The following is a 13,603-nucleotide window of genomic DNA, read 5'->3' as shown; positions in this document are numbered from 1 at the left end:
GCCGTTGTGGTCGTGGCAGAGGTGGTAGGATAGGCATCAACTCAGTCCTTTGGGTGTGGCTTGTTTTGTTTAGCGACTAATCAGATCGCACAAACTGGACTGAGTTCCCTTCCTCCGGTGATCTACTATTCGGAACAGCTATTTAGGTTATGATTTGTCTCGGCTGACCGGCCAGACTTTCGCACGAGTCAAAATGGTTACTACTCTCAAGCCACATGATCTCAACCTCAAATCCTCACCTTGGATGGATTAAACGTGCGATGTATACCCCAGGGTAGGACTAGGAGATTGGATCATGACCATCAAAGCATTCGTCCACACAACCCAGCTTGAGCTCAAAGATGTACTAGGCATCTCCCTCAAACGTAGTCATATCTACGAGATGATTGCTGCGGCCTATGGCTACAGTACTTACGCGTCATTGCAAGCTGATGCGATTCTGCTCAGTAATACGAAATGGCAGGTTGCGTTGGATGTAAGTGCAATTAAGGCTAGAGCTAATATTCTGGGTATTAGTATTCCTGAGCTTGCCGCTCAGAAATTGGCCACATCGTTAGTGCAGGCGGGTATTATAAGCCTACGTGTAAGAGAGATTTTAAGGCGTCGTGTTAACGACGATGACATGACTAAGCATGGTCAACTTCCTCCTAATTCGACTACTGCTAGCCGCTTTAGCTCCTCAGACCATTATGCTGGGGAATTAATGAATATGTTTAAACAGAATGAATTTAATTCGCCATTAGTACACCAGGGATTGGTCCAGTTAAGTGCATTTGCAGACCGAAATGCCTCGTCATTTACCGATTTTGAACTTCATCAAAAATTGTACAGAATAGCCAGTGGCTTTAATGGAGCTGATATTAATTCATTAGTTGGCAAAGATAAAGAACGATACGTTTATTGGCTTCATCACTTGAAAAAATCAGCGATGAGATTTGATATGGAGGCTATAGAGTTACTGTCAACCCATCGGCTTGATGTTTCTTTATATATGAATGTATTAAAAGACTACACGTATCATGAAACTGTAGCAGTCAAATGCGAAGATGCTAGGTATATGCAGCATGCACATTACTGGTGGATTAAAGCTGCTTTAAAAGGGTCTATTAACGCAATGCACAAGTTGATTAGCAACTATGAAAAGGAAGACTTATATCGTTGTTGGATATGGGTACTTCTTGCAGAGAGTATTGGGTATGATCTCCTAAATGAGGTCGATACATCCACAACTTATGATATGCATGCGGGTAGTGACAAGCATACATTCACTATCCAAGGGCAGACTTTTCCTGCACTGACATTACCAGCTCTAGAGATGGTCTTGCATCACAAGGCTCAGCGAGTCGTAGATAAGCTATGTCAAGAACATTTTGATGATGGAATCGTATTTGAAGATCACGGCTCATATGACTAAGGCGGAATTAACTAGAAAAGATATTTTTTATCTTTTGTGTTGAGTTTTTATTTGTAATCGACAGCTGTCGACAGTGTGAGAGGCGTGTTAAAACATGAAAATAATCATTGCCTCTCACGCACTACATTTAGATCTTGCTGAGTTAGGTGTGCTAATTACTTTAATAAAAGATAATTCACTCAAAAGATGAGTGTTGACACACTATATTCTAGTAATTTCTTATTGTAAGTGCAATTTTCTTACTTTAAGGAACGCTAGCTCGAAGGAATTAAAAATCTGGATTATCTTCGCTGCGAAGCAGCGGAATGTTGAAATTCTTAAATTTTTTAATTGTTCTCAATAATAGTAAATGGACAGTTTTTCGATTTTTTCAAGTGGGGTAAATGAAAAAAGTTCGAAAAAAGATGAGGTTGGTTGTTTTTGAAGCGTTCTTAAGGGGGGGTTAGCCTATCAGCTACCTCGCTCTAGGGAAAGTGCGAACAAGTATCCCACGAACAAAAAATGAAAATTTTAGTCATTTAATATCAATGGGTTACCATTAAATGCTCTCGTGCCATATGACTTATTCGCACCTTCCCTAGGGAAAGTGCGAACAAGTATCCCAAGAACAAAAAATGAAAATTTTAGTCATTTAATATCAATGGGTTACCAGTAAATGCTCTCGTGCCATATGACTTATTCGCACCTTCCCTAGGTGCACACCCCATGTTGGATTCGTCCTACAAGTACTATTACTGCCTGAGCCCCTAAAGCTGTCGACAGCACCTCTGCTGGCCGTTTACCACCTAAGCCCCAGGCTGGGCGGTGTAACCATGACATTGCTCTGACGGTATTGTTTCTGTGGAGGAAGAGAACAGCGTCGAGTGCCTGTACAACGCCGTATACCCTTTCACCCTGTGATACTGATAGGGTGGTCTTATTCCTGACCTTACGTGACAATGTGCCTCGGCTAATGCCCACAAGGCGGCATATCACACCAACATCAGTCATCACTAGTCCGGAAATTTGATGAATGATGCTTGGCGCTACGCCAGCTATGATCCAGAGATGTGCACTCAGTGGATCTTGAGGGATGTTGAGAGTCGTCATAAGGGTGGGTGCTGAACTAGCCTGCGTACTGGGTTGATAAACTGAAAGTGACATATTTTACTGTTCCCGTATTGACAATGATTTGTTCTCATCATCGTACTCCATGTTCAGATTTTCTGACAGTTACCTCACTGGTTATAATTGTTGATGTTGCTGATATGGAGGGCACCCGCCCCCTCCATTAGCGAATGAACGAACTGAATCATGTTCATGGCCTATACCTAGAAATATGGCCTCATTCAGCAAATCCATTTCAAAAAAGCAATAGCGTTATATTCAAGCTACAGCATTTCTTTAAGCCAAAAAATTTGCTCTGCATTTAGTTGGTTTTGGTCACCCAAATCTTTCATTTCTTGTACGAACGTAGAGAGTTCATATTTTATATTCTTCTTTATACATCTCCTAACATAGCTTTCATATAGGCTATTAACAGATGGAGGGAAATTCGTTTCCTGTTGCACCTTTATAGCTGCATTAGAATTGGTTGCACTCCTTAATTTTTCTCTTGTAGCTTGGCTGATATTGTTGTCAATATAGTAATTCATCAGCGTTTCGAGGCTGTGTCCAGTGATCTTAGATAAATCTTGAATAGGTACTCCACTTTCTAGTGCTTTTTTGGCAAAAGTATGTCTGGCATCATATAATCGGCCTATCTTAGGAAAATTAAACTCTTTTTTAACTGCCTGCCAAGTTTTCTGATAAAGGCTCGAAGTTACATGGGGGGCCTTTGCTTCGCGGCAACAAGGAAACATCAACTCACCCTCTCGATCACTCAAGCTTTTTAGAGTTTTGTATTTCGCTACGTAATTCCAGTATGAGTCTGACTCAATAGCAACAATGCGTGCAGCCTTGTTTTTACTAATGTGCTCAGGAATACGTATGGATCTATCATTAATATTAAAATTGTTGCTTGTGTTTCTATATATTTCAGAGTTTCTTGCCCCGCATAGGAACATGGTTGCAACTATGATCTTGGAATCCCCACCACCTGGAGTGTCTTCATCAAAAATAAATTCCACGACTTCATTTGTGGGGTCAGTATATGTTGTGACAGGCCTCTTAGGGTTTCTTGGGAACAGAAAAATATGCCTATCAATTTTATTCTTTGGTAAATAGGTGCACGTAACGCACATATTAAACAAGCTGTTTAATAAGGAATAGTATTTCCTCATTGTTTCTGATGTTATTGGCGTTTCTTTGTTCTGCCAATACTTTTTGAATATTACTGGGTGATCTTCATTAAATTCAGATAGCTTGAGGTCTAACCATGGTTCAAAGGCAGATGAGATTTCCCTTATTGTTTTGTCGGTAACAGGGATTAATGAATTCCTCTTGTTTGATTTGTTTTCACGGTCGTTTTTATAATGCTCTAAAAGATAAGTTCTCAATGTAAAAGACTGATATTTCCACTTTTCTGGATTAATCTTTTCAGCATCACTAACTAATCTCTTAAACTCTTCCTTAGCCTGTGTAACGCTAAAAAAACCTTTTGGATAATGTCCACTTTTAGTGCGAGTCATCCAATTGCCAATTTTCTGCCTCCGATTTTTATCGTAAACAATATAGAATGTCTTAACACTGTTTCCGATTCTTAGTTTTAATCTTGGTTTGTTCTTTTCATTATATTTCTCATCGTCAGAACTATAGTGCGTTAATTCAACGCATTTATTTTTATCATTAATAAATGGAAGACTATCTATGTACTGGTCTTTAAAGGTGAATGAGAATTTCCCTTTAATTATGGCCGCAGGGTGACCCTGGAGCAGCGTCTTAAGATCGAACTCTTCTTTGCGTATGGATGTAGCCGGATTTTTGGGAGCCATTAGGTACCACCGAAAAATGTTCTATTGAGACATTATAGCGGCAAAATAGCGCAAAAGTAGAGTTGAATGGCGTGAATAGCTCTTAAATAGCGCAAAATAGGCATCGATTGCACCGCTCACAAAACAAGCGGCCTGGTTGTTTATGAATGCTTTTTGAACTATAAAGCTATGTTTTTAAAGGAAATATTTATAATTCCTAATATTTAAAAAATCTTATAACAGCCTATTTAGATAGATTTTTAAGCAATAAACATCCCTTAGGAGGGGACCGCTCTATCCTGCTGAGCTACGGGAACCTTGTGGCGGGCATTATACAAGAAGCATTGTGCTTTTAAACCCTTGATTCCTATTCCAATACGGCCAAATCACCGATTTGGACATTGAATGGCGAATATTTGTTCTGACTGCTGATGACGGCGCCGTCCTCGAACACCTGCACCACCTCGAACAGGCCGTCGGCGGGATTGCGCATCACGCGGGACTTGCCGTAGGGGTCGACGAAGTCGGCGCTGTGCTGGACGCGGAACTGATCCCCGAGCTTGACGCCGTTGCGACGGCCCAGATTGATGTGGGGACCGCGCTCGTGCTGGGCCACGATCCGGGCGGTGACGGGGGCGCAGGCAAGCTCGGCGACGATGTCCTGGGCCGCCTCCTTCAACTGGTAGCCCACCTCCTGGCCATAACTCGACTGCCAGAACCGGCCGCCGCTGCTGCCGACCTGTTCCCGCTTGGAGAAGGTCCAGTTGGCGCGCCCCTGGTACTCCTTGCGACCGAGCAGGGTGCCGTTGATGCCGTCAAACAGGTAGAGCTGCATGCGAAAATTGCGCACGGGATCCTCATACCAGCTGGTCAGGGCGTTGCCCTGAGGCTCGAGGGAGAGATCGTCGATGCTGCCGAGCACCAGGTACTGGCTGTCGGTGCGCAGGCTCAGGGCCTTGATCTCCTCGAGGGCGCTGCGATCCCCCTGCTGCAGGTGGAGCGGATCGATGCGCAGGTTCTCGTCGAGCCACTGGCGGGCGACCACCCCCTGGGGGGCTGCCGCCAAGGTCTCGAACAGGCGGCGGGAGAGATCGGCGGGCATGTCGTCCAGGGCGCCGGTGCTCGCCTGATCCGGGTAGCGCATGCGCAGGCGTACCAGCGTCAAATCCTTGGCGTAGTGCTGGGTCTGGCAGATCTGGCGCTCGGCCTGGATGTCGGCCACCAGCGTGATGTACATGCGGCCGTTGCGCACCTCTTCGCGCTTGAGGCGGTACTGGCGGATGTCGCCGCCGGAACGGATCTGGATCTGCTCCGAGCGCAGGCTGCCATTTTCCAGGCGCTGGATGCTGGAGACGGACGCCCCGCTGGCCAGCAGGGCCTGGCGCAGCGCATCCCGGGTTGCCTGCTCGCGGGCGTAGACCTCGTCGCCCCCCAGAATGGCGGCACTGCCCTGGGCCTCGATAAGTTCGGCCCTGGCCGACAGGCTGGCCAGCAGCAGGGTGAACAGCAGCGAAACTTTCATAACAAACACCTTGAGTGGGCGACCCCGCTGCCGCCGGTGAGGCGGGTCAGGGATCCTGGACACAGATCCGGTCTGCACCGGAGCGGGTGACCAAATAAAAGCAAGAACCATGCCTTCTTCCCTGGCCGGAGCCCGTACGGTGGGCTCCGGTGGCACAGTGCGCGCCTTTGCCCTGGGATCATCGAGGATCCTGCGCGCATTCCCGCCTCAAGTGTTGGCGGTTGCGACCGATAACAGGTCAGGTGCAGATACAGGAAAGGTATCCATGAAGAGAGTTATCACGGTGCTGGCGGTGGCGCTGGCATTGGTCGGTTGCGGGTCGGCCGACCCCATCAATCGGGAGCTGGGAGACCCTCGCCAGGCGGCGAAGGGGATGGAGCTCAACTGGCTGGTGGCCCGCATGACGGATCAGTTGATGGAGCGCAAGTCCCTCACGACCCTGACCGAGCCCATTGCGGTCGCCTCCTTTGTCGATCTCGACACCCTGAAGGACACCAACTGGATGGGGCAGCAGATCGAGGAGAGCTTCATCTACGAGCTGAACCGGCGCGGGGAAGTGGTGGTGGACTTCAAGACCACGGGCAACATCCAGGTGACCCCGCAGGGGGATTTCGTGATGAGCCGCAACTACAAGGATCTCTCGTCCCGGCTGCCCATCTCCCGCATCCTGACCGGCACCTTCAGCCGCAATCAGCAGGGGATCCTGGTCAACGCCCGCATCATCGATCTGCGCACCAAGATGGTGGAGACCACGGCCCAGAGCCTGATCCCGAAACAATATTTGTCCGGTGCCAGCAACTCCTTTGGCCGGGCCTCCATCAATCGCGGTTACCTGATGCGGGGGGGCCAGAGCCCGTCCGGCCATCTGGTCAACCTGACCCCTTGAGGTGGCGCGTCATGAAGCGTGAAGCGGGCTGGCTGACATTGAGCCGTGAAACATCGGGTGTGGTGAACAGGAAAACGGGGAAACAGCGATGAAAATCTTGTTGGGTTGCCTGATGGCCATGTTGCTGACGGCGTGCAGTGGCAACCGGGTGGTGAACTATGACGTGGGCGAGAAGCCCGATGACTTCCCGGTGCTCAAGGCGGTGGGGTATGCGGTGATCGACATCCAGCCCGGTCCCTCCCAGTCCGAGAAGATGTTGCAGGCGATCCGCGCCTCCAAGATGGACGCCTACCGGGAGCTGGCGGAGCAGCTCAACGGCCAGCAGGTGCGCGGCCAGAGCAGCTACAAGGACCTGACCCAGACCTCCAACTCCCTGGATGTGTCGGTGGCGGGCATGGTGCGCGGTGCCCGGGTGGTGGCGACCTATCCCCGTGGCAACACCTATGCCACCGAGCTGGAGCTCGACACCCGCAACCTCTATCACCTGAACCAGCTGATGGCGGGCCAGTTCTAGGGCGGGTCCGGGGGGCGCCGGCATGAGCCCGGCGATGATCACGGCACAGACAAAGGCGAGCGCAGGCTCGCCTTTTTGTTTGGTCGGGAAAGGGCTCGGATCTGCGGGGAATAACCGGGGTTGGCGCCTTGGACGGGATAGGGCCTGGGGAGGATAACCGGGGTTGGCGCCTTGGACGGGATAGGGCCTGGGGAGGATAACCGGGGTTGGCGTCTTGGGGGATAACTGGCCTGCGGTGAGGATAACCGGGATTGGCGTCTTGGGGGGAGAGCTGGTCTTCTGCAGGAGAAACGGACTTGATGGCCGGGCGGGATCCGGCCTGTGGCGAGGAAAAAGGGGGCTGAAGTAGAACAAGAGGTGCCCGGGCGCCGGAATGGCAGCCTTTTTTGTTTAGGGAAATCTAACGATATCACCATATCGTTAAATAAAGCCAAACGATAGAAAGGCCCGGCAGGCGGCAAAAGGAGGCCGCAACGGGAGGAAGATGGCCTGATGGTGAGTGGAGAGACAGCAGCGCCAGGATCCCGGGTCCACGAGGAAGGGGGTGGAGGGCGGTTTAACGCCGGAAGGGAAGGGCGGGACTGGGCCGCGTCTCACGGGGAGGGCGCAGAGAGCACAAAGGCGAGCCGGGGCTCGCCTTTGTGTGGCAGGGGCGGGATCCGCTCCCCATCAGCTTCCCATCAAGACGGGCGGCACGGCGGTCGGCTTGACGTCTTCGCTCGGGTAGCAGCCCAGCACCTTGATGTAGCGGGTGATCTTGGTCAGCTCCAGCAGGGCGGCCTGCATGGCCGGGGTCTGCAGGTTGGCGGAGACATCCAGGTAGAACATCTCCTCCCAGGGGTTGCCCTGCACCGGACGGGATTCGAGCTTGGTCATGTTGATCTCGTGGCTGCGCAGCACCAGCAGCGCCTCCACCAGGGAGCCCGGCTTCTGGGAGGTGGACATGATGAGGGTGGTCTTGGCCGGGATCTGGGGCGCCACGTCGATGGGCTTGCGCGCCACCACGATGAAGCGGCTGTAGTTCTCCTTCTGGTTGGCGAGCTGCTCGGCCAGCACGTCCAGGCCATAGAGCTCGCCGCCGGCGGCGCTGCCGATGGCCGCCGCTTCCGGGCTTGCCAGCTCCTTCACCTTCATCATGGCGCTGGAGGAGGAGTCGCAGATCTCGTGGCGCGCTCCTTCCAGCTTGCTGAGGTAATGGGAGCACTGCTGGAACACCTGGGGATGGGCGTAGAAGGTCTTGATGCGTTCGATCTCGGTGGGCACGGCGGTGAGGATGCAGTGCTCGATGGGATAGGTGAGCTCACCCACGATGGAGAGGGTGGTGTGCTGCATCACGTCGTACACCTCGTTGATGGAGCCCGAGCTGGTGTTCTCGATGGGCAGCACCCCGAAGGCGGCGCGGCCCGACTCCACGGTGTCCAGCACCTCGCGGAAGTTCTGGCAGTTCACCTCGATCACCTGATCCTTGTAGCGGGCCAGGTACTTGCGGGCGGCCAGGCTCGAGTAGGAGCCGCGCGGTCCCAGGTAGGCGACGCTGGTCATGGGCTCCTGTTGCTGGGGGTTGAGCAGGCTCTGCAGGTAGGCCTGCTGGGAGAGCACGGAGTCTTCGATGATGGTGTGGTAGATGCGGGTGATGTACTGGGCATCCAGTCCGAGGGCGCGCCCTTTCTGGATCAGGGCGACCAGCAAGTCCTGTTCGCGCTGGTGGTCACGGATGGGACGGGGATTGGCCTGCTTGGCGCGGGCGACCTCGATGCTGAGGGTCTTGCGTTTGGCCAGCAGGGCGAGCAGCTCCTGATCCAACTGGGTGATGTCGTGTCTGATCTCGTCGAGCGTTGCCATGGTGGTTCCCTATCCAGTGATTCTGTGGTGTGTGGTGCAAAAAAAAGCCTCCGCTGGGGAGGCTCGATTCGTCTTTGGTTTCTGTTTACGCGAATGGTTCACGTGACGACGGGCCTTCCCTCATGTGGGCCGGGTAAACGAGAAAACAAAGAAGAATGGTGTGTTCATGGGCGTGTCCTGAATGTAACGCCATAACCATTAAGGGATTTGGCGGTGCGATGCAAGTAAAACTTGCCCGGGGGCGTTGAACGGGGCAGGGTGGTGGCTCGGGTTGCCGAGGGGGAGTGAGCGTCGTTCTGGTCCCTGTTTGTGGCAACCGCCGTGACCACATCCGTGGCAACAACACATAGAGAGGACGAGACGATGGCGGTGATCTTCGATCTGGGCAGGGTGGTGGTGCGCTGGGATCCGGTGGCCATCGTGAGTGGGGTGCGCGGACCTGATGGGGCGACAGCGATCGCGGAGCAGCTGTTCAACCACCCGGACTGGCTGGAGGTGGACAGGGGGACCCTCTCCCTGCACACCATGGCCCGTCAGGCGCAGGGGCGCACCGGCCTGTCGATGGCGGAGAATCTGGCCATCTTGCAGGCGGTGCCGTCCTCCCTTGTGCCGGATCCCGCCATGGTGGCGCTCATCGAAGAACTGCACGGTGCAGGCCACCCCCTCTATGCCCTCTCCAACATGGGGCACGCCAGCATCGACTGGCTGGAGCAGCATCAGTCCTTCTGGCGCTTCTTCAGCGGCAAGGTGGTGTCGGCCCGGGTGCGAATGCTCAAACCCGAGCCCGACATCTACCGCTATCTGCTGGTGTCGTTCGACCTCAAGGCTGGGGAGTGCCTCTTTATCGACGACAGCCCGGCCAACGTGGCGGCGGCCGAGGCGCTCGGTCTGCGGGGGCTGATCTTCACCGATCCGGCCCGGTGCCGGGCGCATCTGATCGCTCAGGGGTTGTTGCCTGCCTGAGGAGAGCCAGTTTCGCTTCGCAGCGAAAAAAGTGTGCAAAACCTTGATTGAGGGCAAATAACGTACAGCTTTATCCATGCTCTTTAAGTGTATATTCAGCTTGGTGCGGGCAAAATGGTATCCAGTTCATCATCCGGAGTTGTTGTTATGGATGCCAATGTCGTTGCGCTGCATCGGGGATACGATCAGACCTTTCAAGCCAGGGAACAGAGGCTCATCAACACCCTGGCCGGTTACAGCGAACTGCTTGTCTCCTTCTCCGGCCGACAGGAATCTTGCTACAGCATGGATCTGTGCCGGGCCAGCGGGGTGCGATTTCGCGCCATCACCCTGGACAACCCCACCCTCAGCCGCCAGTCGGTGGCCAGGGCACAGCGCTACTGCCGGCACTACGGCATCCCCCATCAGGTGCTCAAGACCGACGAGATGATCTTCAGCGCGCACCTGGGCCACCTCGCCGAGGTGACCGACCCGGTGCGCTACCTCTGCCAGCAGCTCGAACATGAAGAGGGCCCGCCGCTGCTGATGTCGGCCTCGGTGGAGGAGAAGCGGGAGTACCTGCGCCGATTCCACAGCCTGCCCGCCAACACCCTCTGGATCTTTGCCGAGCAGGGGATGACCAACCGGGATTTTCGCTACGGCTTTCACAAGCGGCAACTGGCGCTCTGGGGAGACGTGGGGGAGGCCTGCCTGAGCCGGCGGTTTGTCGATATGACCTCCCTGGACAGGCGGCACCTGCGGATGGTCGACATGGCCGAGCAGATGCTGGTGGACATGGGGCTGGGGGGAGCCCAGGTCTTCTTCCATACCCTGGGTGACAGGGTCACCACCCTTGCGAGGATCCGGGTGCCCGAACGGCTGCGGGCCTTGGTGTTCGACATGCAGCCCACCATCCAGAAGGCCCTCAGGAGTGCCCAGTTCGATCTGGTGACCCTGGATCTGGCCACGCTGGAGGATCCCCACCCCCTGGTCATCTGAGTCGGGGCGTAACGTGAGGGGGGTCATAGGCAAGGAGGGCGCGACTCTTTATACTGCTCCCTTCGCATCCTTTATCGAGTGCCTGCCCATGAAACCCCTCTCCCGACTGCTGGTCGCCCTCTGTCTGTGCCCTCTGCTGGCCGAGGCGGCTCCCCTGCACCAGATCACCTTGCCGGATGGTCGCCAGGTGCAACTCAATGACGATTTCACCTGGGAATACCTGCTGGTCAAGCCGGCAGCCACGGTAGCCGGTCAGGCAGTGACGGCGAGTGTCGCGGCCCCGGTGCTGACCGAGCAGGCCATGGCCCATCCCGACTTGCTCTCCCAGGCGACCCGGGACGGCATCACGGTGAAGCTGGACCAGGTGGCGGGGGACGATCCCCTCAGCCTGCAGTTCGTGGTGAGCAACACCGGCAGTCGCAACGTGGTGCGCGTCAACGGCAGCCTGACCCTGTTCAGCGCCGACGGGGTGCAGCTCTCGAGCGAGCCCGTGCGCTTCTGGGTCGGGGAGAACCGCCTGCCTGACTCCTACCTGCGCAAGGGGGAGGCACGCACCTCCCGGGCCATCGAGCTGGCACGACCCGCCGGCCTCACCGGCAAGCCGCTGGTGCGGGTGCAGATCGACGAGGTGGAGTTCCGCTAGGATGACGGCGGGGGAGCCCTCGCTCCCCCGCAGAGTGTTGCACCGGTAACCGCCAGCAATATCCGCTTACATCTGACATGGTTTGGCAACAGCTTGCTCCTCGGCGTTGCCCCCTTTGCCCGTCACAATGGCTCCATTCCAGTTAGGTCCGCCTAACTCAACCCATGGAGTCAACAAAATGCAAAAGATCGCACTGTCTGTTCTGGTTCTGGCCGGTCTCTCTTCCACCTCCGTCCTGGCGCAAGATGCCTTCAGCTATGCCAAGGGCTCTGCCACCTGGGCCCACACCAAGTCTGACTACATCGGTGGCAAGGATGGGGAGAACCGCGACTTCGGCGGCCTGAGCCTGGATCTCTCCAAGAGCTTCACCAGCAATGTCTATGGCCGGATCGGCAGCGAATACACCTCCCGCAGCAGCGGCAACGACAGCATGGCCATCTCCAGTCTGGGGATGGGTGTCTACACCCCCCTCAGCACCGGCCTGAACCTCTACGGTGAAACCGGCCTGATGGGCTACAGCCTGGAACGGGAGCTGGCTTCCGACGTGAACCACTCCGGTTGGGATACCCTGGCCCGCAAGAAGAGCGGCAGCCTCTACGGAGAAGTGGGTCTGCGCTACGACATCGGCGCCGTCGAGCTCTCCACCGGCTATCGCTACGCCAACATGACCGACGACATGCACGACTTCAAGGCGGGGGCGGCCTACAAGCTGACCCAGAACCTGGCCCTCACCGCCGACTACACCTATCGCAACTGGGATCTGCAAAAAGGCTCCATCTCCAGCCTGGGTGTGAAATACAGCTTCTGATCATCCTTCCTGCAGGGTCTTCACCTTTACCCATGACTTCGGTCATGGGTTTTTTTTATGGGGGCTGATCCGCCCGCCGCCCCCTGGCCGTATCAGTTCGCAATAGTTATACAGCTTCCAATCTTTTGTATAACTGCTATAACTTACTCAAGGCTTATACAAGGGGCTTCATCATGTACAAGATTAAGGTCGGTATCAGTGCCTGTCTGCTCGGCCAGGAAGTGCGCTTCGACGGGGGCCACAAACGATCCAGTTTCTGCGAACGGGATCTGGGTGCCCATTTCGACTATCACCCCGTCTGCCCCGAGATGGCCATTGGCCTGGGTGCACCCCGCGCCGCCATCCGGCTGGTGAAGCGCCAGGGCGAGGTGCGGGCCGAGGCAAGCAACGGCAGCTTCGACGTCACCGACAAGCTGATTGCCTTCAGCGAGCAGAAGGCACGCCAGCTCGACTTCCTCTCCGGCTACATCCTCTGCGCCAAATCCCCCAGCTGCGGCATGGAGCGGGTGCGCATCTATGGCGCCAACAACGAGGGGAGCGCCAAGGAGGGGGTCGGCCTCTTCGCCAAGGCGCTGATGGAGGCCAACCCCCTGCTGCCGGTGGAGGAAGATGGCCGCCTGTGCGACCCCATCCTGCGGGAGAACTTCGTGCTGCGGGTCTTCGCCTACCACGACTGGCAGCAGCTCTGCGCCCGGGGGATCACCGCCTCAGCCCTGATCCGCTTCCATTCACGCTACAAGTACCTGGTGCTCTCCCACGCCACCACCCACTACCGGGCGCTGGGGCGCCTGCTCGCCAACCTTGGCAAGGCCAACCTGCAGGAGGTGGCCGACAGCTACATCCAGGGGTTGATGGCGGCGCTGACCCTGCGGGCCAACCGCCGCAGCCACACCAATGTGCTGATGCACCTGCAGGGCTACTTCAAGCGGGTGCTGACCCCGGCCCAGAAGCAGGAGCTGTGCGACACCATCGACAAGTACCGCACCGGGGTCTTCCCGTTGCTGGTGCCCCTTACCCTGATCCGCCACTACCTGCGCGAGTACCCGAACCCCTATCTCGCCGAGCAGGTGTACCTCAATCCCCATCCCGACACGCTGAAATTGCGTTACGGGCTGTGAAGGTGTGGCTGGATTTGGCCGATC

12 protein-coding genes and 1 other annotated feature are annotated in these 13,603 nt (G+C 55.1%); of the genes, 8 read left to right on the top strand and 4 right to left on the bottom strand.

What is annotated here, in order from left to right:
* The first annotated feature begins 295 nt into the window (after window positions 1-295).
* Window positions 296-1,414 carry a hypothetical protein gene (locus tag J9892_RS13550; RefSeq protein WP_171280222.1) on the top strand — a complete coding sequence of 373 codons (1,119 nt, stop codon included), beginning with the start codon at window positions 296-298 and terminating at the stop codon, window positions 1,412-1,414.
* 690 nt (window positions 1,415-2,104) lie between these two features.
* Here the strand turns inward: J9892_RS13550 and J9892_RS13545 are convergent.
* From J9892_RS13545 to J9892_RS13535, 3 genes are all read right to left on the bottom strand, one after another.
* Window positions 2,105-2,503 carry an antitoxin Xre/MbcA/ParS toxin-binding domain-containing protein gene (locus J9892_RS13545; RefSeq protein ID WP_223936746.1) on the bottom strand — a complete coding sequence of 133 codons (399 nt, stop codon included), beginning with the start codon at window positions 2,501-2,503 and terminating at the stop codon, window positions 2,105-2,107.
* 281 nt (window positions 2,504-2,784) lie between these two features.
* On the bottom strand, window positions 2,785-4,326 hold the full coding sequence (locus tag J9892_RS13540) for a tyrosine-type recombinase/integrase (RefSeq protein ID WP_171280225.1): 1,542 nt from the start codon (window positions 4,324-4,326) through the stop codon (window positions 2,785-2,787).
* A gap of 346 nt (window positions 4,327-4,672) precedes the next feature.
* Window positions 4,673-5,827 carry a flagellar assembly protein FlgT gene (locus J9892_RS13535; RefSeq protein ID WP_210538476.1) on the bottom strand — a complete coding sequence of 385 codons (1,155 nt, stop codon included), beginning with the start codon at window positions 5,825-5,827 and terminating at the stop codon, window positions 4,673-4,675.
* Window positions 5,828-6,092: 265 nt separating this feature from the next.
* On the opposite strand from J9892_RS13535, the gene J9892_RS13530 reads away from it, so the two are divergent.
* Together J9892_RS13530 and J9892_RS13525 are read left to right on the top strand one after the other, a co-directional pair.
* On the top strand, window positions 6,093-6,713 hold the full coding sequence (locus J9892_RS13530) for a FlgO family outer membrane protein (protein ID WP_010673310.1): 621 nt from the start codon (window positions 6,093-6,095) through the stop codon (window positions 6,711-6,713).
* A gap of 88 nt (window positions 6,714-6,801) precedes the next feature.
* Entirely contained in the window at window positions 6,802-7,227 is a 426-nt protein-coding gene (locus J9892_RS13525; RefSeq protein ID WP_010673311.1) for an LPP20 family lipoprotein, read from the top strand.
* A gap of 669 nt (window positions 7,228-7,896) precedes the next feature.
* Here J9892_RS13525 and pheA read toward each other — a convergent pair.
* A complete protein-coding gene (pheA, locus tag J9892_RS13520; protein ID WP_010673312.1) occupies window positions 7,897-9,069 on the bottom strand; it encodes a prephenate dehydratase in 1,173 nt (390 codons plus the stop codon).
* 38 nt (window positions 9,070-9,107) lie between these two features.
* Window positions 9,108-9,241: a sequence feature (Phe leader region), on the bottom strand.
* A gap of 191 nt (window positions 9,242-9,432) precedes the next feature.
* Here pheA and J9892_RS13515 point away from each other — a divergent pair.
* The 5 genes from J9892_RS13515 (at window position 9,433) to J9892_RS13495 (ending at window position 13,579) form a co-directional block, all read left to right on the top strand.
* Window positions 9,433-10,032 (top strand): HAD family phosphatase, encoded by a 600-nt coding sequence (locus J9892_RS13515; protein WP_210538475.1) that lies wholly within the window; start codon window positions 9,433-9,435, stop codon window positions 10,030-10,032.
* 114 nt (window positions 10,033-10,146) lie between these two features.
* On the top strand, window positions 10,147-11,010 hold the full coding sequence (locus tag J9892_RS13510; protein ID WP_210538474.1) for a hypothetical protein: 864 nt from the start codon (window positions 10,147-10,149) through the stop codon (window positions 11,008-11,010).
* Window positions 11,011-11,098: 88 nt separating this feature from the next.
* Complete coding sequence (locus J9892_RS13505) at window positions 11,099-11,653, top strand: DUF3157 family protein (protein WP_010673315.1); 555 nt, start codon at window positions 11,099-11,101, stop codon at window positions 11,651-11,653.
* Window positions 11,654-11,831: 178 nt separating this feature from the next.
* The gene (locus J9892_RS13500) at window positions 11,832-12,461 is read left to right on the top strand and encodes an outer membrane beta-barrel protein (protein ID WP_039041374.1); all 630 of its coding nucleotides are present in this window, start codon (window positions 11,832-11,834) and stop codon (window positions 12,459-12,461) included.
* Window positions 12,462-12,634: 173 nt separating this feature from the next.
* Window positions 12,635-13,579: a DUF523 and DUF1722 domain-containing protein gene (locus J9892_RS13495; protein ID WP_010673317.1), complete on the top strand. Its 945-nt coding sequence runs from the start codon at window positions 12,635-12,637 to the stop codon at window positions 13,577-13,579.
* The last annotated feature ends 24 nt before the right edge of the window (window positions 13,580-13,603 follow it).

Source organism: Aeromonas sp. Prich7-2, assembly GCF_017939255.1.
In the GTDB taxonomy this organism is placed as follows: Bacteria; Pseudomonadota; Gammaproteobacteria; order Enterobacterales; family Aeromonadaceae; genus Aeromonas; species Aeromonas caviae.
Note: the sequence above shows the minus strand (reverse complement) of the source record. Positions and strands in the feature narration are given on the sequence as shown.

What these genes read in the sequence shown, in the direction of transcription:
- J9892_RS13545 (WP_223936746.1), bottom strand. Translation starts at nt 2,503, where the DNA reads ATGACGACTCTCAACATCCCTCAAGATCCACTGAGTGCACATCTCTGG.
- J9892_RS13535 (WP_210538476.1), bottom strand. Translation starts at nt 5,827, where the DNA reads ATGAAAGTTTCGCTGCTGTTCACCCTGCTGCTGGCCAGCCTGTCGGCC.
- J9892_RS13525 (WP_010673311.1), top strand. Translation starts at nt 6,802, where the DNA reads ATGAAAATCTTGTTGGGTTGCCTGATGGCCATGTTGCTGACGGCGTGC.
- J9892_RS13510 (WP_210538474.1), top strand. Translation starts at nt 10,147, where the DNA reads ATGGTATCCAGTTCATCATCCGGAGTTGTTGTTATGGATGCCAATGTC.
- J9892_RS13515 (WP_210538475.1), top strand. Translation starts at nt 9,433, where the DNA reads ATGGCGGTGATCTTCGATCTGGGCAGGGTGGTGGTGCGCTGGGATCCG.
- pheA (WP_010673312.1), bottom strand. Translation starts at nt 9,069, where the DNA reads ATGGCAACGCTCGACGAGATCAGACACGACATCACCCAGTTGGATCAG.
- J9892_RS13530 (WP_010673310.1), top strand. Translation starts at nt 6,093, where the DNA reads ATGAAGAGAGTTATCACGGTGCTGGCGGTGGCGCTGGCATTGGTCGGT.
- J9892_RS13540 (WP_171280225.1), bottom strand. Translation starts at nt 4,326, where the DNA reads ATGGCTCCCAAAAATCCGGCTACATCCATACGCAAAGAAGAGTTCGAT.
- J9892_RS13495 (WP_010673317.1), top strand. Translation starts at nt 12,635, where the DNA reads ATGTACAAGATTAAGGTCGGTATCAGTGCCTGTCTGCTCGGCCAGGAA.
- J9892_RS13500 (WP_039041374.1), top strand. Translation starts at nt 11,832, where the DNA reads ATGCAAAAGATCGCACTGTCTGTTCTGGTTCTGGCCGGTCTCTCTTCC.
- J9892_RS13550 (WP_171280222.1), top strand. Translation starts at nt 296, where the DNA reads ATGACCATCAAAGCATTCGTCCACACAACCCAGCTTGAGCTCAAAGAT.
- J9892_RS13505 (WP_010673315.1), top strand. Translation starts at nt 11,099, where the DNA reads ATGAAACCCCTCTCCCGACTGCTGGTCGCCCTCTGTCTGTGCCCTCTG.